27 protein-coding genes and 2 pseudogenes are annotated in these 25,978 nt (G+C 64.2%); 14 read left to right on the forward strand and 15 right to left on the reverse strand.

The genetic code is table 11. The features are described from left to right. Positions 1-2: 2 nt before the first annotated feature. The 4 genes from mdcA to SFA35_RS14215 form a co-directional block, all read right to left on the reverse strand. Complete coding sequence (mdcA, locus tag SFA35_RS14200; RefSeq protein WP_320571176.1) at positions 3-1,706, reverse strand: malonate decarboxylase subunit alpha; 1,704 nt, start codon at positions 1,704-1,706, stop codon at positions 3-5. 161 nt (positions 1,707-1,867) lie between these two features. Further along, positions 1,868-2,302, reverse strand: coding sequence for a GNAT family N-acetyltransferase (locus SFA35_RS14205; RefSeq protein WP_320571177.1), 435 nt, complete (start codon positions 2,300-2,302; stop codon positions 1,868-1,870). Continuing rightward, entirely contained in the window at positions 2,299-4,041 is a 1,743-nt protein-coding gene (locus SFA35_RS14210) for a diguanylate cyclase domain-containing protein (RefSeq protein WP_320571178.1), read from the reverse strand. The genes SFA35_RS14205 and SFA35_RS14210 overlap by 4 nt, the downstream gene beginning before the upstream one ends. Beyond that, positions 4,038-5,081, reverse strand: coding sequence for an ABC transporter substrate-binding protein (locus SFA35_RS14215; protein WP_320571179.1), 1,044 nt, complete (start codon positions 5,079-5,081; stop codon positions 4,038-4,040). Before SFA35_RS14215 ends, SFA35_RS14210 begins: the two co-directional genes overlap by 4 nt. A gap of 160 nt (positions 5,082-5,241) precedes the next feature. Between SFA35_RS14215 and SFA35_RS14220 the strand changes: the two genes are divergently transcribed. Next, on the forward strand, positions 5,242-5,625 hold the full coding sequence (locus SFA35_RS14220; RefSeq protein WP_320571180.1) for an ester cyclase: 384 nt from the start codon (positions 5,242-5,244) through the stop codon (positions 5,623-5,625). On the opposite strand, the gene SFA35_RS14225 is transcribed toward SFA35_RS14220, so the two are convergent. From SFA35_RS14225 to SFA35_RS14260, 8 genes are all read right to left on the reverse strand, one after another. Beyond that, positions 5,622-6,383, reverse strand: a complete 762-nt coding sequence (locus SFA35_RS14225) for an SDR family oxidoreductase (protein WP_320571181.1) — start codon at positions 6,381-6,383, stop codon at positions 5,622-5,624. The two genes, SFA35_RS14220 and SFA35_RS14225, sit on opposite strands and share 4 nt — an antisense overlap. Before the next feature lie 37 nt (positions 6,384-6,420). Then, positions 6,421-7,251: a transporter substrate-binding domain-containing protein gene (locus tag SFA35_RS14230; protein WP_320571182.1), complete on the reverse strand. Its 831-nt coding sequence runs from the start codon at positions 7,249-7,251 to the stop codon at positions 6,421-6,423. A 19-nt stretch (positions 7,252-7,270) separates the two neighbouring features. Continuing rightward, complete coding sequence (locus SFA35_RS14235; protein ID WP_320571183.1) at positions 7,271-8,095, reverse strand: transporter substrate-binding domain-containing protein; 825 nt, start codon at positions 8,093-8,095, stop codon at positions 7,271-7,273. A gap of 26 nt (positions 8,096-8,121) precedes the next feature. After that, on the reverse strand, positions 8,122-8,847 hold the full coding sequence (locus SFA35_RS14240; protein WP_320571184.1) for an amino acid ABC transporter ATP-binding protein: 726 nt from the start codon (positions 8,845-8,847) through the stop codon (positions 8,122-8,124). Next, positions 8,844-9,500: an amino acid ABC transporter permease gene (locus tag SFA35_RS14245; RefSeq protein WP_320571185.1), complete on the reverse strand. Its 657-nt coding sequence runs from the start codon at positions 9,498-9,500 to the stop codon at positions 8,844-8,846. Before SFA35_RS14245 ends, SFA35_RS14240 begins: the two co-directional genes overlap by 4 nt. Positions 9,501-9,502: 2 nt before the next feature. Continuing rightward, the gene (locus SFA35_RS14250; protein WP_320571186.1) at positions 9,503-10,165 is read right to left on the reverse strand and encodes an amino acid ABC transporter permease; all 663 of its coding nucleotides are present in this window, start codon (positions 10,163-10,165) and stop codon (positions 9,503-9,505) included. A gap of 154 nt (positions 10,166-10,319) precedes the next feature. Next, complete coding sequence (locus SFA35_RS14255; protein WP_320571187.1) at positions 10,320-11,384, reverse strand: LLM class flavin-dependent oxidoreductase; 1,065 nt, start codon at positions 11,382-11,384, stop codon at positions 10,320-10,322. Positions 11,385-11,430: 46 nt separating this feature from the next. Beyond that, complete coding sequence (locus SFA35_RS14260; RefSeq protein ID WP_320571188.1) at positions 11,431-11,958, reverse strand: flavin reductase family protein; 528 nt, start codon at positions 11,956-11,958, stop codon at positions 11,431-11,433. A 166-nt stretch (positions 11,959-12,124) separates the two neighbouring features. On the opposite strand from SFA35_RS14260, the gene SFA35_RS14265 reads away from it, so the two are divergent. The 8 genes from SFA35_RS14265 (at position 12,125) to SFA35_RS14300 (ending at position 19,105) form a co-directional block, all read left to right on the forward strand. After that, entirely contained in the window at positions 12,125-12,856 is a 732-nt protein-coding gene (locus tag SFA35_RS14265) for a GntR family transcriptional regulator (RefSeq protein WP_320571189.1), read from the forward strand. A 406-nt stretch (positions 12,857-13,262) separates the two neighbouring features. After that, a complete protein-coding gene (locus tag SFA35_RS14270; RefSeq protein ID WP_320571190.1) occupies positions 13,263-14,069 on the forward strand; it encodes a transporter substrate-binding domain-containing protein in 807 nt (268 codons plus the stop codon). Positions 14,070-14,126: 57 nt separating this feature from the next. Continuing rightward, positions 14,127-14,801, forward strand: a complete 675-nt coding sequence (locus SFA35_RS14275; protein WP_320571191.1) for an amino acid ABC transporter permease — start codon at positions 14,127-14,129, stop codon at positions 14,799-14,801. Continuing rightward, on the forward strand, positions 14,801-15,538 hold the full coding sequence (locus tag SFA35_RS14280) for an amino acid ABC transporter permease (protein WP_320571192.1): 738 nt from the start codon (positions 14,801-14,803) through the stop codon (positions 15,536-15,538). Before SFA35_RS14275 ends, SFA35_RS14280 begins: the two co-directional genes overlap by 1 nt. Before the next feature lie 5 nt (positions 15,539-15,543). Continuing rightward, on the forward strand, positions 15,544-16,281 hold the full coding sequence (locus SFA35_RS14285; RefSeq protein ID WP_320571193.1) for an amino acid ABC transporter ATP-binding protein: 738 nt from the start codon (positions 15,544-15,546) through the stop codon (positions 16,279-16,281). Positions 16,282-16,324: 43 nt separating this feature from the next. After that, positions 16,325-16,747, forward strand: a complete 423-nt coding sequence (locus tag SFA35_RS14290; protein ID WP_320571194.1) for a RidA family protein — start codon at positions 16,325-16,327, stop codon at positions 16,745-16,747. A gap of 221 nt (positions 16,748-16,968) precedes the next feature. After that, positions 16,969-18,039, forward strand: coding sequence for an LLM class flavin-dependent oxidoreductase (locus tag SFA35_RS14295; protein ID WP_320571195.1), 1,071 nt, complete (start codon positions 16,969-16,971; stop codon positions 18,037-18,039). A gap of 91 nt (positions 18,040-18,130) precedes the next feature. Next, complete coding sequence (locus tag SFA35_RS14300) at positions 18,131-19,105, forward strand: ABC transporter substrate-binding protein (protein ID WP_320571196.1); 975 nt, start codon at positions 18,131-18,133, stop codon at positions 19,103-19,105. A gap of 63 nt (positions 19,106-19,168) precedes the next feature. Here SFA35_RS14300 and SFA35_RS14305 read toward each other — a convergent pair whose 3' ends face one another. Then, complete coding sequence (locus SFA35_RS14305) at positions 19,169-19,963, reverse strand: class II aldolase/adducin family protein (RefSeq protein WP_320571197.1); 795 nt, start codon at positions 19,961-19,963, stop codon at positions 19,169-19,171. 396 nt (positions 19,964-20,359) lie between these two features. Between SFA35_RS14305 and SFA35_RS14310 the strand changes: the two genes are divergently transcribed. The 5 genes and pseudogenes from SFA35_RS14310 to SFA35_RS26750 all read left to right on the forward strand — a co-directional run. Next, a complete protein-coding gene (locus SFA35_RS14310) occupies positions 20,360-20,887 on the forward strand; it encodes a helix-turn-helix domain-containing protein (RefSeq protein WP_320571198.1) in 528 nt (175 codons plus the stop codon). 28 nt (positions 20,888-20,915) lie between these two features. Further along, the gene (locus tag SFA35_RS14315) at positions 20,916-22,037 is read left to right on the forward strand and encodes an HlyD family secretion protein (RefSeq protein WP_320571199.1); all 1,122 of its coding nucleotides are present in this window, start codon (positions 20,916-20,918) and stop codon (positions 22,035-22,037) included. Continuing rightward, positions 22,034-23,599, forward strand: a complete 1,566-nt coding sequence (locus tag SFA35_RS14320; protein ID WP_320571200.1) for a DHA2 family efflux MFS transporter permease subunit — start codon at positions 22,034-22,036, stop codon at positions 23,597-23,599. The genes SFA35_RS14315 and SFA35_RS14320 overlap by 4 nt, the downstream gene beginning before the upstream one ends. A gap of 318 nt (positions 23,600-23,917) precedes the next feature. Beyond that, positions 23,918-24,406, forward strand: a pseudogene (locus SFA35_RS26745) (MCP four helix bundle domain-containing protein); the annotation flags it as partial. Between the two features lie 192 nt (positions 24,407-24,598). After that, positions 24,599-25,540, forward strand: a pseudogene (locus SFA35_RS26750) (methyl-accepting chemotaxis protein); the annotation flags it as partial. A 24-nt stretch (positions 25,541-25,564) separates the two neighbouring features. Here SFA35_RS26750 and SFA35_RS14330 read toward each other — a convergent pair. Both SFA35_RS14330 and cydX read right to left on the reverse strand, forming a co-directional pair. Beyond that, complete coding sequence (locus SFA35_RS14330; protein ID WP_320571202.1) at positions 25,565-25,849, reverse strand: cyd operon YbgE family protein; 285 nt, start codon at positions 25,847-25,849, stop codon at positions 25,565-25,567. After that, on the reverse strand, positions 25,839-25,955 hold the full coding sequence (cydX, locus tag SFA35_RS14335; RefSeq protein WP_320571203.1) for a cytochrome bd-I oxidase subunit CydX: 117 nt from the start codon (positions 25,953-25,955) through the stop codon (positions 25,839-25,841). Before cydX ends, SFA35_RS14330 begins: the two co-directional genes overlap by 11 nt. Between the last annotated feature and the right edge of the window lie 23 nt (positions 25,956-25,978).

Below are 25,978 nucleotides of genomic sequence, written 5' to 3' on the forward strand. Positions count from 1 at the left end.
CATCACCAGCTCCTGAACTTTGCCGGGGGGTTGTACAAGCCGCCCGACCACTCGACCAGGTCAGCCACGCTGCGCGCCGCCAACAGCTCGCGCCGCGCGTCGGTGCGGCGGATGCCGAGGTCTTCGGGCCAGGCGATCAAGCCTTCGCGGCGCATCCGCTCGGTCTCGGCCGGATCATGGCGCAGGCCGATGGCAGTCACCCCGGCGACCGCAGCGATCATCGCCTGGCGCTCTTCGAGAGAACGCGCCTTGTACAGGTAGGCGATGCCCTCCTCGGTCAGCAGATGGGTGACGTCGTCGCCGTAGATCATGATCGGCGCCAGCGGCATGCCGCTCTTGCGCGCCACTTCCACGGCGTCGAGGGTCGGCACGAAGGTCGGCTTGCCGCCTTCCTGGAAGGTCTCGACCATCTGCACCACCAGCTTCTGGCCGCGCTCGAGCAGCGTCGCATCGGCACTCTCGACACTCCCAACGCTCCCGGCACCTGCGGCGCCACTGCGCATGTCCAGCCAGGCAGGCGTGGCATGGCGGCGGCCGCGCGGGTCATGGCCCATGTTCGGCGCACCGCCGAAACCGGCGAGACGGCCGCGGGTGACGGTCGAGGAATGGCCGTCGCCGTCGACCTGCAAGGTGGCGCCGATGAACAGATCGACCGCGTATTGCCCGGCCAGCTGGCAGACCATGCGGTTGGAGCGCATCGAGCCATCGTGGCCGGTGAAGAACACATCCGGGCGGGCGGCGATGTAGTTCTCCATACCCAGCTCGGTGCCGAAGCAATGCACGCTCTGCACCCAGCCGCTTTCTATGGCAGGGATCAGCGTCGGGTGCGGGTTGAGCGTCCAGTGCCGGCAGATCTTGCCCTTCAGGCCCAGGGATTCACCATAGGTCGGCAGGATCAATTCGATGGCCGCGGTGTTGAAGCCGATGCCGTGGTTGAGCGACTGCACGTTGTGTTTCTGGTAGATCCCGCGGATCGCCATCATCGCCATCAGGACGTGCACCGGCTTGATGTGGCGCGGGTCGCGGGTGAACAGTGGCTCGATGTAGAACGGCCGGTCGGCGACGACCACGAAGTCGACCCAGGAGGCCGGGATGTCGACCCTTGGCAGTTCGCTGACGTCGTCGACCAACTGGTTGACCTGGACGATGACGATGCCGTCGCTGAACGCCGCCGGCTCGATCAATGCCGGGCTGTCTTCGGTACTGGCACCGGTGTAGATGTTGCCGGCGCGGTCAGCCATGAAGCCGGCGCTGAGCACTACGTTGGGGATCAGGTCGACCACCAGCCGGGCGTACAGCTCGATGTAGGTGTGGATCGCGCCGATCTCCAGCAGGCCGTCTTCCAGCAACTGGCTGATGCGCAGGCTCTGGGTGCCGGCAAAGGAAAAGTCGAGCCTGCGCGCGATACCCTGCTCGAACAGGTCGAGGTGCTCCGGCCGGCCGACGCTGGGCATGATCATGTGCAGGTCATGCACCTTGCCTGGGTCGACCTTGGCCAGGGTGCGCGAAAGAAAATCGGCCTGCTTCTGATTGTTGCCCTCGAGGACCACTCGGTCACCGGGCATCAACAGCGCTTCCAGCGCCTCGACCAGGCGCCCGCCGGGCAGCACTGCGCCGTCGGCCAGGTGTTCGACCAGCGCCAGACGCCGCTGCTTTTCGCTGCGCCGCCGCGACCAGCGCGGATCGGCCGTTAATGGAATGGTCATGCAAACTCCACAGGGTGGGATGGCTTGCAGGAACCTTAGGCCCAGCGCAGGGAGGCATCAATCAAGGTCGGCGCATGATTGTTACGCTAAGAGTAATGGTCAAAGAGGGTAACGCCGTTCCCGGGCAAGCCTGGTCCTGCGCAAGCGTGGACGCGACTGCTTCAGGCGTTGTCGTTGCCCGGTCGGGTAAAGGAATAGCGGTCGATGTCCTCGCGCAGGTACCAGCCTTGGGCACGCCAGAAGCTGGCAGCCAGCGCGTTGCCCTTGAGCACGTCGAGGTGGAACTTGGCGATGCCCTCGCCTTCCAGCGCCGCGATGCAGCGCTGCACCAATGCTTCGCCGATCCCGCGCCGGCGCCAGGCTGGCAGCACCAGCAGGTGCTGGAGGTAGCCGCGGCGGCCGTCGTGGCCGGACATGATGCAGGCGCAGATCTGCCCGTCCTGCTCGGCGACGAAACTCAGGCCCGGGTTGCGCGACAGGTAACGCGTGGTGGCCTCGCGCGAGTCGGCGTCGCGCAGGGAGATGCCGGGGGTCTGGCGCATCAACTCGACGAGGGTGTCGTAGTCGTCGAGGGTCATCACCCGGATGTTGCTCATACCTGCTCCTTGACGTCCTGGGCCACGAACGAATAGCGATTGCGCCCTGCACTCTTGGCTTGATACATCGCATGGTCGGCATGCTGGATCAGCGCGCCGATGTCATCGCCGTCGCGCGGGAACAGGCTGACGCCCATGCTGGCGTGAATATGCACGCGCTTGCCTTCGATCACCAGCGGCAGCTGGAAGCATTGGTGCAGTTTGTTCAACAGCGCGATGATCTTCTGCGTGTGCTGCACGTTCTCGAAGAAGATCACGAACTCGTCGCCGCCGAGCCGCGCGACGTTGCCGTGCGCCTCGCTGACCGAGCAGAGCAGCTTGGACACCGCGATCAATACCTGGTCGCCGAAGCGATGGCCATGTTGATCGTTCATCTCCTTGAAGTGGTCAAGGTCGACGAACAACAGTGCCATCTGCTCGTCATGGGTGCGCGCCCGCACCAGGGCCAGTTCCAGCTGTTCGAAGCAAGCCCGGCGGTTGGGCAGTTCGGTCAGCGCGTCGTGCCGCGCCAGGTGCTCGAAAGCCGCGCGGCTGCGGGTGAGGTCCTCCAACTGGCTGAGAATCTCCTGTTTCATGGCCAGAAAGCTGCGCGCCAGCACGCCCAGCTCGTCGTGCCGTGGCGCCAGCGGGCTGATCTTGCGCTCGCGGGAAAACAGCTCGACCGCTTCGGTCATCTTGCGCAGTGGCGCAATCAGCGCACCGGAGGCGACAAAGGCCACAAACAGCGCCAGCAGGCTGAAGAACAGGGCAATCTGGGCGATCGCCTTGCCGGCCTGGGATGCCTGGGCCAGCACATGACTCTGCGGCTGCCCCAGGCCCAGCACGATGAACGGCTCGGCGGCGCTGCGATCATTCGACAGCCGCACGAAGGCTGACACCAGACGATCATCGCGGGCCTGCTGGCTCTGCTCGACGCTGCGGCTGATCACGCTGGCCGGGCCGGAACTGCTGAGCAGCCGCAGGACCTCGGGAAACTCGTCCTGCAGGAACAGGCGCCGGCCCTTGTCGAAGCCGAAGGTGCGCCGGTGGTCCGGATGCACCAGCAGGTCGCCCCAGCGGTTGGCCAGGTAGACCTGGTACTCGCTGGGCAGGTCGGTCTGCAACTGGCCGAACAACTGATCGAGGTCGACGTTGATCACCATCAGGCCGAAGACCTTGCCTGCGGCATCGGCCACCGGCGTGGACACGTGCAGGGTCGGCTTGCCAAGCCCGGAGTGGGCACCCTGCTCGTGGTTGATCTCGATCGGCGAGATGCGTACTTCGCCAGGCTTGAGGCGCAAGGCGTCGAACACGTAGGCGTAATGCCCCTTCTCCTGCAGGTCGTGGCCGTCGACACGTACCACGCGCGAGCCGTCGCGATCCAGGCGGACCCACTCCAGGCCATGGTCGGCGGCGCTGATCAGGCGGATCTGCATGTAGTCGGGGTGCGCCAGCAGCATCGCGCGAAACGACTCGGCGAGGTTGTCCTGCACGGTCTTGCGCTGCGTCGGGTCGGCGATGCTGTCGAGCTCGTGCACCCGTGGGCCGTGGGTCAGCACCGTGGCGTCCAGCGAGATGTTGCGCAGGTTGGCGTTGAGGTTGCGGCCCAGGACCTGCGCCGAGGTCAGCAGGTCGCGTTCGGCCGCCTGCAGCATCAGCTCGCGGCTGCTGTTGTAGCTGTAATAGCCGGCCAACACCGTCGGCAGCACGCCGAACAGCGCCATCAGGCAGCCCAGCTTGAAGGCAATGCCGATCTTCATTGCCCAGCCTCCAGCAGGGGTGGCCGTTCGCCAGAGATGATTCGTTGCCAGAGCGCCGCCCGGCGCTGGTCATCTTCCACCGGCCGTATCCAGATCAGCGGCCGGGGCGACCCGGCTTCGGCCGGCTCCTCAAGCGTATTGGACAGCCCCTGACGCTCGGTCAGCGCGTGGCTGACCTGGGGCTCGAGCATGTAATCAATCCATTTGCCGGCCAGCACGGGGTCGCTGGCACCCCGGCTGATCGCCCAGCAGTCCAGCCAGGCCAGCGCGCCTTCGCGCGGGATCACATAGCCGACATCGGCGCCGGCGTCGCGCAGCTGCTTGAGCTGCTGGCGGCCATAGTTGGCGAACAGCAACGCCACCTGATGGCTGCGAAACAGCTCGGCGGCCTCTTCGGGCAGCGAATAGAAGGTCAGGACATTGCGCCGCAGGGCCACCAGGCGCGCGGTCACCCGGGCAAATTCGTCCGCTTTGATGCGAAACGGGTCGCCTCCCAGGGACAGGCTGGCCAGGGAAAAGTTGTGGTTGCTGGTATTGAATGCCAGCACCCGGCCCTGCCATTTCGCGTCCCACATGCTGTCGATCGACTCCGGCGGGCTCTGCCACTGGTGGCGATCGTAGATCAGGCCCATGTCCGACCAGACGTATGGAATGGCGTACAGCTGGCCGCCGACCACAATGTCCGGAATCCGTGCGTAATCGCGAAAATGCGCCAGTTGCCGCGAGGTGTTGGCAATGCGCTCGGGGTGCAGCGGCTGCAGCAGGCCCTGGTCGACATAGCGGTGCACCTCGGCGGTATTGGCCGCGATGACGTCGAAGTTGCCGCCCTGGTTCTCGCTCATCTTGTTGCGCAAGGCTTCATCGCTGCCGACCAGGGTCACCTCGACCTTGACCTCGTAGCGCTGCTCGAAACCGGCCACCAGGTCGCTGTCGGCATAACCGGGCCACGCGAGCACGCGCAGCACGGCCGGTGCCGCCTGGGCCGGCAGCACGACAAAGAGCAAGAGCAACAGGCGCCAAAGCGGGCCGCGGTAATTCATGGACGACGGCCAGGAGATGCAATGGCGCTACTATACATATGGCCATTTGCCTTTGCTTGACCATGTGAACGGGCCAATCCGACCTTTGGTCGGGTGCGCCAGTGGCTCGGCTGACCCGCAATGGGGCCAGCCGCCATCCAGCACACTTGAGGACAACCCCATGATTGATCTTGCTACCCTGTACCGCCACTACATCGACTGCCTCAACCGCCAGGCCTGGGACGTCCTCGGTCAATGGGTAGCCGAGGACGTGCACTACAACGGCAAGCACGTCGGCCTGGACGGCTATCGGGCCATGCTCGAACGCGACTTTCGCGACATCCCTGACCTGTCCTTCAATATTGCGCTGCTGGTCGCCGATGCCCAGACCGTGGCCGCCCGCCTGGCCTTCGATTGCTCGCCCAGCGGCGTGTTCCTTGGGGTGGCGGTGAACGGCCGGCGGGTGCAGTTCAGCGAAAACGTCTTCTACCAGTACCAGGACGAGAAGATCGCCCAGGTCTGGTCGGTGTTGGAGAAGACTGCGGTAGAAGCCCAGATCGGCTAGATCGATATGCCGCCGTCGGCGATCAGCGTTTGCCCGGTGGTCATGCGCGCGGCAAAGCCCAGGTAGAGGATCATCTCGGCGATGTCGGCGGTGGTTGCCCAGCGCTTGAGCGGCGTGGCGCTCTCCGAGCTCTTCTTGTGATCCTCGGTCCACTCGATGGCCCAGCTGCTTATCACTGCCCCTGGGGCCACCGCGTTGACCCGCACCTCCGGCGCCAGCGCCCGGGCGAGGTTCTTGGTCAGGTTGATCACCGCAGCCTTCGAGGCGCTGTAGCTGATGCTGCTGCTGACCGAGCCGAAGCCGGCGATCGACGCGGTGTTGACGATGGCGCCGCCACTGGCCTTCAAGGCGCTGGCGGCGGCTTTCGAGCAGCGGAATACGCTCATCAGGTTGGTGTTGAGAATCAACGCCCAGAGCTCCTCGCTGACGCCGTCGAGGTCGCCGATCGGGATCGGCTTGCTCACTCCCGGGGTGCCGGCGTTGTTGACCAGCAGGTCCAGGCCGCCGAGTTCGGCGATGGCCGTATCGACCATGGCGGCGGCAGCCTGCGGGTCGCCGAGGTCGCCGGGAGCGGCAATCGCCTGCCCACCGGCGGCGATGATCGCCGCCACCGCAGCGGGCCCACGGGGGTCATCCGGCAGATAGTTGATGGCCACCGTGGCGCCATAGCCGGCGAGCATCTTCGCGGTTTCCAGGCCAATGCCCGAAGCACCGCCGGTGATCAGGGCGCGACGGTTGTGCAGATCGAAACTGAGCATGAATACCTCCTTGAGTGATGGAATGCGCGACCCGGTGTCAGAAATCGACGCCCTTGACCGCCAGCGCAGGCGGCGCGGTGTCGCTGATGTATTGGTGATACACCTCGGCGAAACGCCCGGAAGCCACCTGGTTCCAGACGAACAACTTCACCCAGTCGAGCATCTCGTGGTCATCGCGGCGGACCGCGATGGACACCAGATCCGGAGGAAACGGCGCTTCGCCGGCCATGGTGAAGTCGGGGAATTGCCCGCTCTTGATCAACGTGCTGGCCACGGCGGTGGCCTGCAGCACGGCATCGACCTTGCCCTGCTGGAGCGCGAGGAAGGCCTCGGTGTCGCTGGCAAAGCCAATGTACGAGGTCTTGCCGTCGTTCCAGGCGGCCACATCCTTTTTCAGCATCTGCTCGGTCGAGGTACCGGTCACGCCGCCGAGGGTGTGGCCCTTGAGGTCGGCGTACTTGCTGATGCCGGTATTCTTGCGGGTGATCACCGCTGTGGTGTAGTTCATGTACGGTTGGCTGAAACCGACTGTCATACCGCGCGCCACCGTGCTGGTGGTCGAGGCGATCAGTACGTCGATGCGGTTGGAGACCAGCGCCGGAATGCGATCGGACGACGGCGTCTCGACGATTTCGGCGGTGGCACCCAAGGCCTTGGCCATGTCCAGGCAGTAGGCGACGTCGAAGCCGTCAGGCTTGTTGTCGGGGGTGCGGTAACCGGAAGGCGGCGAATCGAGCATGACCCCGCAGCGCATCTTCTTCGATTGCACGATCTGGTCCAGCGCCGAGGCGGCGTTGGCCTGGGGCATGGCGGCCAGGCTGGCCAGAGTGAGGAACATGGAGCACAACTGCAGTGACTGGCGTTTCATTTTGCTGCCCTCGGGTTGATCAATAGTTGACGCCGCTGACGCTCAGGGACGGTGCGTCGCCTGGCGCGAAGTACTGGTTGTAGATCTCTTTGTAGCGACCCGAAGCGACCTGGTTCCAGACGAACAATTTGGTCCAGTCGAGAAACTCCAGGTCACCACGCTTGACCGCAATCGACAGCAGGTCGGGTGGCATCGGTGCATTGCCGGCCATTTCCAGGTGCGGGAACTGGCCACTCTTGATCAGTAAGGTCGACACCGGCACCGACAGCAGGATGGCGTCGACCTTGCCCTGCTCCAGGGCCATGTACGAATCGTTGTCGTTGCCGTAGCCGGTGTACGCCGTGTTCGGCGCGTTCCACTTGTCAATGGCGGCTTTGAGGAACTGCTCGGTGGTGGTGCCGGTGACGCCGCCCAGCGGGTGGCCCCTGAGGTCATCCCAACCTTTGATGCCGCTGCCTTTGCGGGTCAACACGGCAATCGGCACGCTCAGGTACGGTTGGCTGAACGCCACGCTCAGGCCGCGCGCCGAAGAGTTGGTGGTCGAGGCGATCAGTACGTCGATACGGTTGGAAACCAGCGCCGGAATCCGGTCCGGCGACGGCGTCTCGACGATCACCGCCTTGGCCCCCAGCGCCTTGGCCATGTCGTTGCAGTACGCCACGTCATAGCCATCGGGGGTATTGTCGGCGGTACGGTAGCCCGATGGCGGCGAATCGAGCATCACGCCACAGCGCAGCGTCTTGCTTTGCACCACCGAGTCAAGGGTCGAAGCAGCGTATGCCTGCACGCCCGCCAAGGCGAGCAGCAGAGTGGCTGCGGGTTTCCAGAATGCCGGTGTACGCATGTCGTTTGCTCTCGCTGTGAGGGGATTCATTGATGTTCGCGGCGCAGGAACTTGCGCGTGTGCTCGCTGGTGGGCTGTCCGAGCACCTGGGCCACGGTGCCGATTTCGGCGACCGTGCCTGAATGCAGGAACGCCACGCGGTCGCTGGAATTGCGCGCGAAGGCGATGTCGTGGGTGACCACGACCATGGTCATGCCCTCCTTGCGCAGCATGCGCATGGTGTCCAGCACCTCGCCGACCAGCTCGGGGTCCAGTGCCGAGGTCACCTCGTCGAAGAGCATGTAGCTGGGCTGCATGGCCAACGCCCGGGCGATGGCCAGGCGCTGCTGCTGGCCGCCGGACAAGCGCGAGGGCAGCAGTTCTGCCTTGCCACCAAGGCCGACGTGTTCGAGGTGGCGCACGGCAATCTCCCGCGCCTCGCGCCGGCTCTTGCCCGCCACCAGACGCGGCGCCAGGGCGACGTTCTCCAGGGCAGTCAGGTGCGGAAAGGCGTTGAACTGCTGGAACACGATGCCGAGCTTCTGGCGCAACTTGTTGAGGTCGGTCTTGCGGTCATGCACATCGATGCCGTCGACCTTGATGTGGCCGCCCTGTATCGGCTCCAGCGCATTGATGCACTGCAGCAGGGTCGACTTGCCCGAGCCACTGGCGCCAAGCAGGCACAGCAGCTCGCCCTTGTGCACGTCGAGGTCGATGCCTTTGAGAATCTCGATGTTGCCGAACTGCTTGCGTACGCCACGTATCTCGATCACAGCGCCATCCTCCTTTCCAGCCGGGCGCTGAGGCGCGACACCGGGTAACAAATCACGAAGTAGAAGACCCCGACGCCGAACAGCAACAGCAGCGCCTCGTTGGTGCGGGTAATGAGGATCTGCGACGACTTCATGTACTCCACGTAACCCACCACGCTGACCAGCGCGCTGTCCTTGGCCAGGCCCAGCAGCAGGCCGACCCAGGCGCTGAAGCTGGTGCGCAGCGCCAACGGAGCGCTGATGTGGAGGAACTCCTGGTAGCCGGACATGCCCAGCGAGCGCGCCGACCGGCGAAAGGTCTGCGCCACCGAGGCGAGGCCGGCGCGCACCACTTCGGCGGTGACCACGGCCATCGACGAACTGAGCACCAGCACGCACAGCCAGAAGGTGTCGAAGCCGACGCCTGCCAACGACAGGAAACTGTTGGCCAGCACCAGCTGGATGATCAGCGGCACGCTGCGCACGACGTCGATATAGGGCGCCGTGACCACGCGCAGCACCGCGGAGCTGAAGCGCATCCAGCCCAAGGCGATGCCGCACAGCGTGCCGATCAGCCCGGAAACCGCCGTCACCCAGAGGGTGTGCCCTGCGCCTTGCAGCAGGAACAGCGCATCGCGCCAATGCAGGCCGGGATCGGCCAAAACAAATTGCATGGTCAAACCCTCAGCCAGCGCCGAAATGCCACCCGCGCGCCAAGCTCCATGAACTTGGCCAGCAGGTAGTAGATCAACGCGGTAATAAAGAAGAACTCGAAGCTGCGAAAGCTCACCGATTGCGCCGACTGGGCGGCACCTGACAGCTCATGCAGGCCTACCAGCATGCCCAGCGAGGTGTTGAGCATGGCCCACACTGCCTGCGTCACGTAGCCGTAGAAAACGATGCGCAACAGTTGCGGAAAGATCACGTGCAGGTAGCTTTGTAGTGCGCTCAGACCCAGCGACCGCGCGGCAGCCAGTTGCTGACGGTGCACAGCGGCGAGGCCGCCCCGGAAGATCTCCGCCAGGTAGCCGGCGTTGTTGAACGACAGCGCGATCAGCACGGCCGCATAGCTGCTGATCTGGATGTGCAGGGAGCCGAGGCCGAAGTACATCATGTAGATCTGGAACAGCACCGGCGTGTTTCGCGCCAGCTCAACCCAGGCGCTGGCCAGACGCAATGGCAGGCCCTTGCCATTCTGTCGCAGCAACGCCAGGCCAAGGCCGACAAGCGTGCCGGCCAACATCGACAACAGCGCGATCTGCAGCGTCAACCAGGCACCTGCGAGCAGTTGCGGCAGGGCATCCCAGACCAGTGACCAATAAAAGACGTAGCCGAACATGCATCGCCACCTTGTGTGAGGGAACTGGGCAGCGAACGACTGAAAAGGAGGGGTTGCCCGACCGGCGCTGTACCGCGCCTTGGCCGTCTAACACTCGATTGCATGGCCGCTGGCGGTTGTCGCAAACCAGCGGGCGGGAACCGGTCGGCCGGCGCTATCGCCGACCGATCAGTTCCAACGGCCCCAGCTCGCGCTCGATCAGCGGCACCACCTCGTTGGCGAACCGCTCCAGCGAGCGCCGTGCGCGGCCCAGCGGCATGCAGCCGAACTGGAAGTTGCAGGCGTAATGCACCGGGTCCAGGTGCTGGATGTTGTCGATCATTTTCGCCGCCACCTCTTCCACGCTGCCCACCACGGTGTTGGCGGTGTATTGCTCGATGCTCTGCTCACCGTCGACGGCCTGGTCGCGAATGAAATTACCGTCCATGGGCAACACGTTATGCCGCAGATGGTGGGCGATACGCCCGACGTAGCGCGCGCGCTCACCGGCTTCCAGCGCCTCGCTGCGGCTGTCGGTGACATGCACGTACTGCATGATCGACAGCGGCTTGCTCTTCGGCTCGCAGCCCACCGCCTGCCAATTGGCATTGAGCCCGTCGACCATCTTGTAGAGCACTGGCGAGCCCAGCGTACTGGCAGCCAGGAACGGAATAGCGGCGCTGTTCTTGAAGCGCTCGAGCAACGCCGGCTGCGTCGAGGTGTAGTACACCGGCGGCAGGGGCTTCTGCTGTGGGCCAATGGCGAACGTGGTGTGCGGCACCTGGATATGCTTGCCCTGAAACTCCACCTCACCCTTGGTCAGCGCCTGTTCAATGACGTCCCAGTACTCGAGGAAGATGTCCACCTTGTCTTCGATGGGCACGCCAAAACGCTCAAATTCGAACAACTGGTAGCCGGTCCCCAGGCCGATGATTGCGCGGCCTTGGGACTGTACGTCGAGCAGCGCAATTTCCTGTGCCAGGCGCAGCGGGTTGTACAGCGGCAACACCAGTACCCCGGCGCCCAGCTTGATTTTCGAGGTCCAGCCAGCGGCGTAGCTGGCCATCATCAGGGGCGAGCACGAGGAGGAGTAGTTGCAGAAGTGGTGCTCGGCGAACCAGGCGATGTCGAAACCCGCCTGTTCGGCGGCCTGGACCATCTGCCTGGTATCGGCCATGACCCCGGCGACGCCGTCCGGGTGGTCGCGCAAGGTCATCAAACTGAAAAGCCCGAATTTCATCGGCTGGTTCCTCTCAAGGGAATCGATAAAGGGTTTGAACTGCAAATCAAGGTGCGGCTGCCAGCGGCGCCGCGCCGACATAGAGGCCGTTCTGGTAGATCAACGGGGAGACCTGCTCGCTGAAGCGCACATCCCTGACCCGTCCGATCAGCACGATGTGGGTCCCGTAGGCGATGGCTTTTTCGACCTCGCAGAACAGGCTTGCCTGGGCGTCGGCCAGATACGGAACACCCTCCTCGCCTGACGCCCATTGGCCTTCGGTGAAACGCTCGGAACCTTTCAGGCGGCCACCAAAATTGCTCGAGATCGCCACGTGCTCGCAGCTCAAGAGGTTCACGTAGAAGCGCTGCGAGGCGGTCAACGCAGGGATCAGTGAGGCGTTGGCGTTGATGCAGGTAATGATCGACGCTGGCTCGGCGCACAGCGACGTCACCGCCGTGGCGGTCAGGCCGTGCCACTGGCCTTCGAAGGCACAGGTGATGACGCTGACGCTGGCCGCCAGGCGGCGCATGGACTGCTTGAAAGCATCCTGCAATGGCAGGTTGTGCGAAGGTGACGCTTGGCTGGAAATCATCGGACGTTCGACCTGTGGCTGCTCGAATACATTTCCAGAATTGCTGATTGTCAACAATCCGTCAAGCCTGTTCGAAGGTGTTTTTTCGCGGTGAACGGCCGCCGCACATCCGTCGAGGGCCGTGATAAGCTCCGCCGATACACGTAGAGGGTGGGTGGCAAGCACTATGGTTTCGAAGAAAAACGTCGCGGGCGCCGTGCTCGCGCCGATGTCCAACCTGGAGAGCGCCGAGCACGCGGCGGACCAGATTCGTGCCGCGATCATCCAGGGCCAGTTCCGCCCCGGCGAACGCCTGATCGAAAAACTGCTGACCGAGCAACTGGCCCTGTCGCGCCATCCGGTACGCGAGGCGCTCCGTCGCTTGAGCCGAGAGGGCCTGGTGGAGATGCGGGTGAACCGCGGCGCGATCGTCGCCGAGCTCGACCCCAGCGCCATCCTGGAGGTGTATTCGATCCGCGCAGCGCTCGGCAAACTGGCGCTGCAGGCGCTGATTGATCAGCCAGGGCAGTTGACTGCGGCAGTGCTCAAGCAACTCGAAAGCCTGGCCAGGAATGCCTTGAAGCTGGCTCGTCAGGACAGCCAGGCCAACTCCATCGCCAACGACATGCAGTTTCAGAGCAGCATCGTCCAGGCCAGTGGCCTGGCCCGTTGCTCGCGCTATTTCGACGAACTGACGGCCGAAGTTCACCGGTTCAACAACCTCTCGCGGATCGCCTACACCGACCGCGAGGGCGATGCCATCAACTATGTAATGGCCCTCTTCGAAGCCATCAAGGCCCGCGATTTGCAACGAGCCCAGGCCATCTGGCAACAGAAATTCAGTCGCGCGGTGGAGCGCTTCATCGCGCACACCCATGCGCAGGATGGCAACGAGCAAGCAGTGGCGCTCGCCGATTGAGAGGATGCGCTGGAAAAAAATAAACGATTTTATTTTCTGCACCCTTTCGGGTCGCCACCGCACTTGCTAGCTTGAGGCTGCCCCGTGGTCGAGCGCATTTGCCAGCGCAACCCGCTGCGGACAAGCGCTCAAGGCGCCGTCCGCGAGCGTGCGACCCACCCCGTATCGACATGAAAATCCGATTAAAAACAAACCGATAGGATTTTTCACAGAGCACTTGCCGAACAATTTCACGGCCCCTGGCCGGTTCTGCTGCTGATTTCCCTGCTCGCACAATGCGGCCCATGGTCACCCTCCGGTCCCGCAAGGGGTCGTATTGACACTCTGCGGATTGTTGATAATCATCAAAAAACGCCCGCTGTTCCGATTCCCGGAGCAGCCCGCCTGAACAGGTCTGGAGTGGAGCATGCTGAAGAAATTTGCACTCGCGATGTTGAGTTTGCTGCTGATTGCCGGGGCCGGACAAAGCGCCCAGGCACGCCCGCTGGAAGAGATTCTGAAAAGCGGCACATTGCGTGTCGGCGTGCTGCCCAACTCCCCGCCGCAATCGGCGCTGGGCACCAACAACGAGCTGGAAGGCTTCGACATCGACGTGGCGAAAAAACTTGCCGAGGCCCTCGGGGTCAAGCCGGAATTCGTCATGACCGAAATTGCCCAGCGCGTGCCCTTTCTGGTCACCGATCGCATCGACATCTGCCTCGGTGGCCTGACTCGCACCGTCGAGCGCGCCAAGCTGATCAGCTACACCGTCCCGCTGCACACCGAATCGATGGGTGTGTTGACCACCGACAAGGTCAAGATCGGCAACTGGAAAGAGCTCAACGACAGCAAGTACACCCTGGTGCTGATCCGCGGCGTGTGGACCGCCGACTTCCTCAAGCAGAACCTGCCCAACGCCAAGGTCCTGTTCGTCGACACCATGGCCGACACCATCCGCTCGATCGCCCAGGGCCGCGCCGACGCGCTGGTGGAAAACATCGAGTTCTACGTGCCGTTCACCAAGAACTACCCCGACGTGCACTGGCAGACCCTGCCCGAAGCGCTCAACACCGCCTACGACGGTATAGGCCTTGCACAGAACAACACAGGCTTGCGCGATGTACTCAACGTGGCGCTGTACAACCTGCACACCTCAGGCTTCGTCAACCAGACCTGGGAGACCTGGTTCAAGGCGCCGATGCTGGTCAAGGTGGTCCCTTCGCCCTATTTCTGATGCACCCGAGCCTGAGCTTTCCCGCCGATGGCGGCACGATCCTGCGGAGCAATCGTCATGCACTACAGCTTTCAGTTCGGCGACATTCTCAAGGCCTGGCCTGACCTGCTGGCGGGCGCCGGAGTCACCCTGCTGGTCGCCTTCAGCGCTTTCTGGGCGGGCATGGCGATCGGCCTGGCGGGCGCCCTGGCGCAGCAGCATGCACGCCCGTGGGTGCGCAAGCTGGTGCGCAGCTACGTGGTGTTCTTTACCAACACGCCCTCGTTGATCCAGATCTTCATCCTGTTCTACGGGCTGCCGGATCTGGGCATAGTCCTCTCGCCCATGGCCGCAGTGCTGATCGGCCTGGCGCTGAATGCCGGTGCCTACCTCACGGACATTCTGCGCGGTGGCCTGGTCTCGGTGAAACAGGCCGAACTGGAAGCCGCAGCCACCTTGAACATGAGCGCCTGGCAGAGCTTTCGCTACGTGACCCTGCCGCACTTGGCCGCCACCCTGTACCCGATGCTCTCCAACTTCTTCATTTGGATTCTGCTCGGCAGCTCGATCGGCGGCCTGTTCGGCGTCAACGAACTGGCCGGCAAGGCCATCGACATCAGTTCCACCACCATGCGCAGCATCGAGGCGTTCAGCGTCACGGCGGGCATCTACGTGGTGCTGACTTTCGTTGCCAGCCTGTTCCTGTATGCACTGGGCTACTTCTGTTTCCGTGTACGTGCGAGGTTCATCTGATGCTGACCTGGTCGCAGCAACTGCATCAACTGTTCAGCGGTTTCACCTTGACGTTTCTGCTCCAGGCGGCCTGGAACACCCTGGCCCTGGCGGCAGTGGGCTGCAGCATGGGCCTGTTGCTTGGCTTCGTGATCGCCTGCCTGCGGCGCACCCGCAGCCTTTATCTGTTGCCGGTACGCGTGCTGTCGATCATCTTCGTCGAGTTGATGCGGCGCATCCCGTTTCTGGTGACCTTGTTCCTGACCCTGTTCGTGTTGCAGGCCATGGGCACCAACCTGTCGTTCTTCGTCATCGGCCTGATCGCCGTCTGCCTGATCGCGACGGCCTATCTCGCGGAAATCTTCCGCGCCGGTTTCGACTCGGTGCCCCAGGCGCAGATCGAAGCGGCGCAGACCCTCAACTTCAGCGCCGTGCAGGTGATCTTCCTGGTGATGCTGCCGCAGGCATGGAAGGTGGTGCTGCCGCCGGCGTTCAGCTTCATGGTGTCGTTCATCAAGGACACCGCACTGGCCTCGCAACTGGGCGTCGTGGAACTGACGTTTGCCGGAAAGATCCTCATCACCCGCGGCTACTCCTCTTTACTCATCTACGGCCTGGTGCTGCTGATCTATTTCGCACTTTCCTACCCGCTCAGCCGCCTCGGCGCCCGCCTCGAACAGCGCGTCGGCCGAGCACTCAGCCTTCCCGCAGCCAGCGAGCCCGTGCTGTTGGCCCAACCTGTTCTGGAACGGAGATGACCCGCATGGCGCATCTGCAAGTCAACAATCTTTCCTGCTCGTACGGCCAGTTGAAGGTGCTCGACGGGATCAACCTGAGTTTGGAAAAGGGCCAGGTGGTCAGCCTGATCGGCGGCTCCGGCTCGGGCAAGAGCACCCTGCTGCGGGTGATCATGGGCCTGACCCGGCCTGATCAGGGCAGCATCGATCTGGACGCGCAGGCCATCGATTACCAGTCGCCAGGGAGTCTGCGCAGCGCCCGCGAGAAGATGGCCATCGTCTTTCAGCAATACAACCTGTTCCACAACATGAGCGTGCTGCAGAACGTAATGGTGACGCCGCTCAAGGTACAGAAGCGCAACCCCATCAAGGTGCGCGAGGAGGCCCTAGCGCTGCTGGCCAAGGTCGGCCTTGCGAGCAAGGCCGAGGTCTACCCGGCACAGCTTTCCGGCGGCCAGCAGCAGCGTGTGGCGATCAGCCGCGCACTGGCCCTGCACCCGCACATCCTGTTGCTCGACGAAGTAACCTCGGCGCTCGACCCCGAGCTGGTCGGCGAGGTACTCGACACCATCCGCACCTTGGCCAATGAGGGCATGACCATGCTCATCGTCTCCCACGAAATGCGCTTCGTGCGCGAAGTCTCCGACCAGGTGGCGATGATGGACCAGGGTCGCATCGTCGAGATCGGGCCACCCGAGCAGATTTTCGATGCACCGCAGCATTCTCGCACCCAGGCCTTCATGAAGAAGATCGCCTGGCACTGATCAACCTTCCCTGACCCACTAAACCGAAAGGACCCCGCCACCCATGGCCCAGATCAGCAAATTGAAATCCGGCAGCATCCTCGAAGAGAAGGAAAGCTTCTCCCGCGCGGTGGTCGTCGACAACTGGATCTTCATGTCCTTGACCTCCGGGCGCGACTACAAAAGCCGGGTCATGCCGGACACCGCAGTCGGCCAGGCGGAAAACGCCTTGCGCAATGTCGAAGGCGCTCTCAAGGCGGTCGGTTCGCAGCTGAGCGACGTGGTTCGCTCACGCATCTTCATTCCAGACCAGGCCGACGTGCCAGCCGTCATGGCCTTCATCGGTGAGCGCTTTCGCGGCATCGACCACGCCCATTGCGTGACCTGCTCACCACTGGGTGGCCCCGAGTACCTGTTCGAGATCGAAGTCACCGCCTACAAGGGCGCGGGCAGCGGCCCGCAGGAGCGGATGGTGATCAGCCTGTAGGACCGAGCTCGCTCGGGAACACGATCACCACCGTTCCCGACGGCCTTACTATGACTTTAATTAATTTATTACCGTGCTTATATGCATGACTTTCAAGTCTTACCATAGACAAAAATCGAATTTCACAGCACCGGCCGCGACCTTTATGGTCAACGTCACAGACCGACCCCCTGCCCGGCGGAGGCCTCCCGATTCGCCAATCCATGACAGGGAACCTCACCATGAGCGTCGAATTCATCGGCTTCATCGCCGGCCACCACAGCTCCGAAATTCATCCGCGCTCAGGCCCCGTGCTGCAACCCGACTATGTCGAACGCAGCGCTCGCGCCCATGAAGAAGCCGGGTTCGACCGTGCCCTGGTGGCGTTCCACAGCAACAGCCCGGACAGCACCTTGATTGCCAGCCACGCCGCCAGCGTCACCCGCACGCTGCAGTTCCTGATCGCCCACCGGCCCGGCTTCGTTGCGCCGACCGTGGCTGCCCGGCAATTCGCCACGCTCGACACCTTCAACGGCGGGCGCACTGCAGTACACATCATCACCGGGGGCGACGACCGCGAACTGCGCGGCGACGGCAGCTACCTGGACAAGGACCAGCGCTACGCGCGCACCGACGAGTACCTGACGGTGCTGCGCCAGGAATGGACCAGCGAACAGCCCTTCGACTATCAAGGCCAGTACTACCAGGTCGAGGGCGCGCATTCGCTGGTAAAAAGCGCCAGGCCGATCCCGCTGTATTTCGGCGGAGCCTCCCAGGCAGCGCTCGCAGTGGCCGGCAAGCATGCCGATGTCTATGCCCTGTGGGGCGAAACCTATGATCAGGTCCGCGATCTGGTCCAGCGGGTACGCGCCGAGGCCGCTCGGCATGGTCGGCAAGTGCGCTTCAGTCTGTCGCTGCGGCCGATCCTGGCCGCCACCGAAGAGCAAGCCTGGGCCCGCGCCGAGAGCATCCTGGCAAAGGCGACCGAGCTGGCCGAGGCGCGCGGCTTCGTCCGTCGCGAACCGCCCAACGAAGGATCGCGGCGCTTGCTCGCCGCCGCAGCGCAAGGCTCCCGCCTGGACAAGCGGCTGTGGACCGGTATCGCCGGCCTGCTGGGCGCCCAGGGTAACTCGACGGCCTTGGTCGGTACGCCCGAGCAGGTCGCCGAGGCCTTGCTCGACTACTACGACCTGGGCATCACCACCTTCCTGATTCGCGGCTTCGACCCGCTGCAGGACGCCATCGATTACGGCCGCGAGCTGATCCCGCGCACCCGTGAACTGGTCGCCCAGCGCCAGGCGCGCGTGGCCTGATCGAAAGCGCCGTGGGTGGCTCTCGCACCGGGCCAACTGCGGCCCGCCGCACCTCTCTTGTGAAAACTCACCATTGCTGTGGAAACTCACCATGTTCAAACTCCGCTCGCTGCACGCCGCAGCCCTGCTCGCCCTGCTGCAGGGCGCCAGCCTGTTCAGCCTCGCTGCCCAGGCCCAGGCATTGGCGCCGCTGAAGGTCGCCAACCAGAAGTCGACCATCAAAGTCCTGCTGCAAGTCTCCGGCGAATTGAAGGACGTGCCCTATGCCATCGATTTCTCCGAGTTCCCCGCCGCCGCACCGCTGGGTGAGGCGCTGAATGCCGGTGCGGTGGACGTCGGCGCGCTGGGGGATGCGCCTTACGTGTTTGCCCTGGGCGCGGGCGCGCCGCTGAAAGTCGTCAGCATCACCCACATGGAGGGGCGCTACACCACTGCATTGCTGGTGCCCAAGGACTCGCCCATCGAGCAGGTCAGCGACCTCAAGGGCAAGCGCATCGTCACCACCAAGGGCTCGATCGGCCACCTGCTGGTGATCAAGGCGTTGCAGGAGGCAGGCCTGACCAGCCACGACGTCAACTTCGTCTACCTGATGCCCAGCGAGTCGCGCGCGGTGCTGGAAAACGGCAGCGTCGATGCCTGGTCGACCTGGGACCCCTACACGACCGTGGCCACCGCCCAGGGCCAGGAGCGGGTGCTGGTCAGCGGTGCCAAGCTGCTGAGCAACCACCTGTACCTGGCGGCCACCAGCCAGGCGATTGCCGGCAAGCGTGCGCAACTGGACGATTTCGTCGCGCGGGTCGACCGGGCCTTTCAGTGGGTCAATGGTCATCCTGAGGAATACGCCACGGCCATGGCCAAGGTCACCGGCCTGCCCGTGGCGATCCAGGTGGCGGCAGCGAAGAACACCCACATGCAACGGGTGGCCATCGACGCCAGCGTGGTCAAGGGCTTGCAGCAGACCGCCGACCTGTATCGTGCCGAAGGGATACTGGCCAAGCCGGTGGACGTGTCGCAGGGTTTCGATGCCAGTTTCAACGAGACGGCCAAGGTCGCCGAAGTGCACTGACGGCCGCCGGGCGCTGCTCCCTCTGCCACAGTCAGCGTGGCAGGGGCGCGCAGCATCCGACCTTTACACCTTGTACTCGACGTCCACTCGCTCAAGCTGACGGATCAAGGCGTCCCAGTGCCGCGCCACCCCTGGCCCGGTGCCCTCGGCATGACGCCGGGCCTGTTGCTCGACCTTGGCCACCACCTCGGCTGGCGGGAACAGCAGTTGCTCGTTGCCTGCTGCCTGCGCCGCAATCTGGATATTGCAGGCGCGCTCCAGGCTCTGCAGCTGCTGAAAGGCATGTTCGATGCTGACCCCGCCGGTGAGCAGGCCATGGTTGCGCAGGATCATCACACTCTTGTCGCCCAGGTCCTCGACCAGCCGCTCGCGCTCGTCCAGGTCCAGGGCGATGCCTTCGTAGCCGTGGTAGGCGACCCGACCGGAAAAGGCGATCGCGTGCTGGGAGATCGGCAGCAGCCCGCGCAGTTGCGCCGACACGGCGATGCCGTCGCGGGTATGGGTGTGCAACACCGCGTGCAGGTCTGGGCGGGCTGCGTGGATGGCGCTGTGGATGGTGTAGCCAGCCGGGTTGATACCCATCCCCGACGGGTCATCGAGGATGCTGCCGTCGAGCGCGACCTTGACCAGGTTCGACGCCTGGATCTCGTCGAACAGCAGGCCGAACGGGTTGATCAGAAAATGCTCCTCAGGCCCCGGCACCCGCGCGGAAAAATGCGTGTAGATATGGTCGGTCCAGCGAAACAGAGCCGCCAGCCGGTAGGCCGCGGCGAGCTTGACCCGCACCTGCCATTCTGCGGGGCTGACGCGCTCACGCACGTTCGTGGACTGGACATTGATAGCGGCGACGCTGCTCATCGGACATTGCTCCTGGTGCTGGATGGCATTCAGCAGGCAGCCTAAGCGCCTCATTGTATATTTAGAAAGCACATTTAAATATAAGCTAATTATCAGATTCACTCATAACGCCAGCCACCAATCCCCCCATCTCCCCTCCTGCCCCCAGGTCGCGTAGGAGCCGGCGAAGCTGGCGAGCGAAGCAACACCGAACGCCAGGCTTGGTTGGCCATGGCCTGCGATACCGTCAGATGATCCACCCGGCCACCGAGATGATGCCCTCGCCAGCTGCGCCGGCTCCTACGCCAACCTGGAACGCCCTACGCCGGTCGGGCCCCTGCATAAGTCGCTTCCATGATGAAATTAACCATGTAATATTATGACCATCATCCCTAGCGATCACTGCGGAGACTCGCCATGAAACGCGCCAGCTTCCAAGCCATGCCCTGCCCCGTGGCACGGGCCCTGGAACACATCGGCGACGGCTGGAGCCTGTTGATCCTGCGCGATGCGTTCTACGGCCTGCGCCGCTTCGACGACTTCAGACATAGCCTGGGCATTGCCTCGAACACCCTTACCCGGCGGCTTAACGATTTGGTCGCCAATGGCCTGCTGGAGCGCCAGCCCTATCAGGACAACCCACCGCGCCACGAATACCAGCTCACCGAAGCAGGCCGCGATCTGCGCCAGGTGATCCTGACCCTGATGGCCTGGGGTGCACGCCATTCGAAGGGTTCGCAGAAGGTCTTTCTCGCCGACCAACACACCGGCCGCCCAGTCGACCTGGCGCTGATGGACGCCAACACCGGCAAGCGCATCACCGCGCAGAACCACCGCGTGCATGCCCGCAGCGACGCCGACCCGATGACCTTGTGGCGCATCGAGGCCGGCCAGGCCCACCGCCGGCACGACGATCTGGTCAGCCCCTTCCCCAATCAACCCTGATAACCCGTCAGCCCCGAGGCCACCTTCCATGGACGCTCAAGCCAGTCCTGCTGCGCCGACCACCGCCGCCGCCACGCCATCTGCCAGGCGCAAGAAGCTCCTGCGGCTCAGCCTGCTGGCGGTCGCCGTGATCGGCGCCGCCCTCTATGCCAGCCACTGGTGGAGCGCCGGGCGATTCATCGAGGACACCGACGACGCCTACGTTGGCGCCGATGTCACGGTCATCAGCGCCAAGGTGCCCGGCTACATTAGCGAGGTGGCGGTACAGGACAACCAGTTCGTCAAGGCCGGCGACCTGCTGGCGCGTATCGACGTGCGCGACTACCGCGCCGCGCTGGCCAAGGCCGACGGTGCGGTGGCCGCGCAGCAGGCGACACTGGTCAACCTCGACGCCACCGAGCAGCTGCAACGGGCGATGATCAACCAGGCGCGCGCACAGATCGACGCCAGCGACGCCGAGAGCCAGCGTGCAAGCGACGACCACACGCGCTACCAGAACCTGGTGCGCAGCCAGGCGGTGTCGGTGGAAAGCGCGCAACGGGTCGAGGCCACCTGGAAGACCGCGCGCGCCGACCATGCCCGTGCCGAGGCCGGCCTGCTGGCCGCGCGGCGCCAACTGGACGTCATCGACAGCCAGCGCGGCCAGGCCCGGGCGGCCCTGCAACAGGCCCAGGCCGACCGCGACCAGGCCCAGCTGAATCTCGGCTACACCGAGCTGCGCGCCCCCGTCGATGGTTACGTCGGCAACCGCCGCGTGCGAGTCGGCATCTACGCCGCCGCCGGCAGCCAGTTGATCTCGGTGGTGCCCGCCAGAGGCCTGTGGGTGGACGCCAACTTCAAGGAGGATCAACTGGCGCGCATGCACGTGGGCCAGCGGGTGCAGGTGAGCGCGGACATCCTGCCCGGGCGCGAATTTCACGGCACCGTCGAGAGCCTGGCCCCGGCCACCGGCGCCCAGTTCAGCGTGCTGCCGCCGGAGAACGCCACCGGCAACTTCACCAAGATCGTCCAGCGGGTGCCGGTGCGGGTGCGCCTGGACAGCGGCGACGCCGATTTCGGCGCGCTGCGCCCGGGCCTTTCGGTGGTCACCGAAATCGACACGCGCCAAGCCCCCGAGCCGCCGGCCCCGGCGTTGGCGGCGCGGCCATGAGCGGCTCGCTGGCCAGCCTCAGCACTCGGCAGAAAGTCAGCGCCTTTGCCTGCATGTGCGTGGGCATGTTCATCGCCCTGATCGATATCCAGATCGTCTCGGCTTCGCTCAAAGACATCGGCGGCGGCCTATCGGCCGGAGCCGACGACACCGCCTGGGTGCAGACCGCCTACCTGATCGCCGAGATCATCGTCATTCCCATGTCCGGCTGGCTGTCGCGAGTGATGAGCACGCGCTGGCTGTTCGCCCTGTCGGCCGCCGGCTTTACCCTGACCAGCCTGCTCTGCGCGCTGGCCTGGAACATCCAGAGCATGATTGCCTTCCGCGCCCTGCAGGGCTTTCTCGGCGGCTCGATGATTCCCCTGGTGTTTACTACGGCCTTCATGTATTTCAACGGCAAGCAGCGGGTCATCGCCGCCTCCACCATCGGCGCCATCGCCTCGCTGGCGCCGACCCTGGGCCCGGCCGTGGGCGGCTGGATCACCGACATCTCCTCGTGGCACTGGCTGTTCTACATCAACCTGCTGCCGGGGCTGTTCGTCACCGTCGCGGTGCCGCTGATGGTCAAGATCGACCGCCCCAACCCGGCCCTGCTCAAGGGCGCCGATTACCTCGGCATGCTGCTGATGGCGGTGTTCCTCGGCTGCCTGGAATACACCCTGGAGGAAGGCCCGCGCTGGAACTGGTTCAGCGACCGCACCATCGCCAGCACGGCGTGGATCGCCGGAGTCAGCGGCGTACTGTTCATCTGGCGCTGCCTGGAAATCAAGGAACCGATCGTTGACCTGCGCGCATTGCGCGAACGCAACTTCGCCCTCGGCTGCCTGTTTTCGTTCATCACCGGCATCGGCATCTTCGCCACCATCTACCTGACGCCGCTGTTTCTTGGGCGGGTACGCGGCTACGGCTCGTTGGACATCGGCTTGGCGGTGTTCTCTACCGGGGTGTTCCAGCTGCTGGCGATTCCGGTCTATGCGCTGCTGGCCAACCGTTTCGATCTGCGCTGGATTCTGATGTTCGGCCTGTCGTTGTTTGCCTTGTCGATGTGGGACTTCTCGCCGATCACTCACGACTGGGGCGCCAGGGAATTGCTGCTGCCCCAGGCCATCCGCGGTTTCGCCCAGCAGATGGCGGTGCCGCCGGTGGTCACCCTGACCCTGGGTTCACTGGCCCCGCAGCGGCTCAAATTGGCCTCGGGGCTGTTCAACCTCATGCGCAACCTTGGCGGCGCGATTGGCATCGCCGCCTGCGCCACGGTGCTCAATGACCGCAGCAACCTGCATTTTCTGCGCCTGGCCGAGCACCTGAACATTCGCAACGAAGCCATGAACAGCTGGCTCGAGCAGCTGACCGACAGGGCCCAGGCGCTCGGCCAGAACAGCCTGGACGCCAGCCAGGTCGCCGTGCAACAACTGTGGGCGCTGACCTGGCGCGAGGCGCAGACGCTGACCTATGCCGACGCCTTCCTGTCGATCATGGTCTGCTTCGTCATCGCCACTTGCCTGGTGCCGCTGATGCGCAAGGCGCAGGCGCCGCAGCAGCCGTCGCCCGACGCGCACTGATAGCGGGCCTGGCAAGGAAACCACTGGCGCCGCCCAAGGTCTAGAGCTTTACCAACCCTAGGATGTGAGCGTATCTATGTTGAAGTTCCTCGGTAGCACAGTCGGCATCATCTTCCTGATCGGCCTGGTGGTGGTGATCGCACTGCTGAAGTTCATTTTCTGAAGGACAGCCAGACCGGCCGCAAGGCCGGTTTGCCCCCTGACGCTGGACACACCATTCAAGATTTGCTCGCCTTGGCCGATTGAAAAGCAGGCCTGCACACGCTCATTGCCTTGACCGGGTGCAGTTGCACTTCATCCTGTCGAGAGCCGCCCACCATGTTCCTGAGAAATATCCGGATCGCCTCGCGAGCCTTCATCGGCTTCGCCGCCATCGCCCTGCTGAGCGTGTTTCTCGGGCTGTTCGCCCTCAAGCAGATCCACGACGTGCAGACCCAGGCCGCCGATATCCAGGACAACTGGCTGCAGCGCATCCGCCTGCTGGCCAGCGCCAATGCCTCGCTCGACCGCTTCCGACTCGGCGAAATGCAGCACATCCTGTCGCCTTCGGACGCCGAGATGCAGGTGTACGAGGACAAGTCCGCCGGGCGCCTGAAGGCGGTCAAGGAACAACTCGCGCAGTACGGCGCCCTGTTGCACGGCGCCGAGGAGCAGGCGCGGCTGGCCGCGTTCAACCAGAGCCTGGACGTCTACGCCAACAATCACCTGGAGATCCTGCGGCTGTCGCGGGCCGGCGACAAGGTCGGCGCACGCGCCTTCCTGATGACCATCCACGAAACCTATGACCAGATGACGAAGAACTTCGATCAGCTGATCGACCTGGCCAACAAGGGCGCCGCCCAGGCCGGCGAGCAGTCGGTGAGCGCCTATGACCAGGCGATCAAGGGCATCGCCCTGGTGATCGCCCTGGTTGCCATCGGCACGGTGCTGGTGGCCTGGCTGCTGACCCGCAGTATCACGGTGCCGCTCAATGAAGCGCTGCACGCCGCCGAAACCATCGCCAAGGGCGACCTCACCCACCCGATCAATCCCACCGGCAACGACGAGGCCACGCGCTTGCTCAAGGCCCAGGAAATCATGCGCGACAGCCTGGTGCAGACCCTCAAGCAGATCACCGGCTCCTCGAACCAGCTGGCGTCCGCCGCCGAGCAGCTCAATGCCGTGACCGCCGAAGGCAGCCGCGACCTCCAGGCCCAGCACAGCGAGATCGAACAGGCGGCCACCGCCGTTACCGAGATGACCTCGGCCATCGAGGAAGTCGCGCGCAATGCGGCGTCGACCTCCGACTTGTCGCAGCAGTCGCGCAGCGTCGCCCTCAACGGCCAACAGCGCATGAGCGAGGCGCTCGACGCCATTGAGGCCCTGACCCGCGGCGTACAGGTCAGCTCCGAGCAGGTGGGCGGCCTGGCCGACCAGGCGCAGGGGATCGGCAAGGTGCTTGACGTCATACGCACCATCGCCGAACAGACCAACCTGCTGGCGCTCAATGCCGCCATCGAGGCCGCGCGGGCCGGGGAAGCCGGCCGCGGTTTCGCCGTGGTCGCCGATGAGGTACGCGCCCTCGCCCACCGCACCGCCGAGTCGACCCGCGAGATCGAGCAGATGATCGGTGCCATCCAGAGCGGCACCAGCAGCGTGGTCGGCACCATGGCCAACAGCAGCAACATGACCCGCGAGACCCTGGCCCTGGCCGAATTGGCCAAGGCGGCACTGACCGAGATCGTCGCGGCCAACGACGAGATCAACGACCGCAACCTGGTCATCACCTGCGCCGCCGAGGAACAGGCCCACGTGGCCCGGGCGGTGGACCAGAACCTGCTGAACATCCGCGAGCTGTCGATCCAGTCGGCCGAAGGCTCGAACCAGACCACCGCCGCCTCGCAGTCGCTGGCCGGGCTGGCGTATGAGTTGAACACGATGGTCAAGCATTTCCGGGTCTAGGCCCGCAACCGGGCTTGCGGTCAGTCATCCAAACAGCACCCCATAACCCAGCCCCATCAACCCCCAGGCCAACAGCGGGTGCAACAGCACCCGCCAGCCCAACGCCTGCGGGTCGAAGCCCAGCCCGTGTACATAACCTGCCGCCACGCCCCACAGGATCAGCATCAGCGTGGCGTGGCTGTAGCCCCCAGCGGCGTCGAGCAACAACAGCGGTTGCAACAACAGGATCAGGCTCAGCGGCACCACCAAAGCCAGCGACAGCCAGCGGCTCGGCGGCCGGCGCAGGCTGCCCAGGCGCTCAACGTGCATCGCTGCGACCCTCCTCAAGAGCGCCCGAGGCTTCCAGCCACAGCGCGTTGATGATGCCCAAGCTGCAAGCGAGCAGCACGCCAAGAATCCAGGCGAAATACCACATGCGGTCATTCCTCTGTGAAGGGG

Origin of the sequence: Pseudomonas sp. HR96, assembly GCF_034059295.1 — a bacterium.
Lineage (GTDB): Bacteria > Pseudomonadota > Gammaproteobacteria > Pseudomonadales > Pseudomonadaceae > Aquipseudomonas.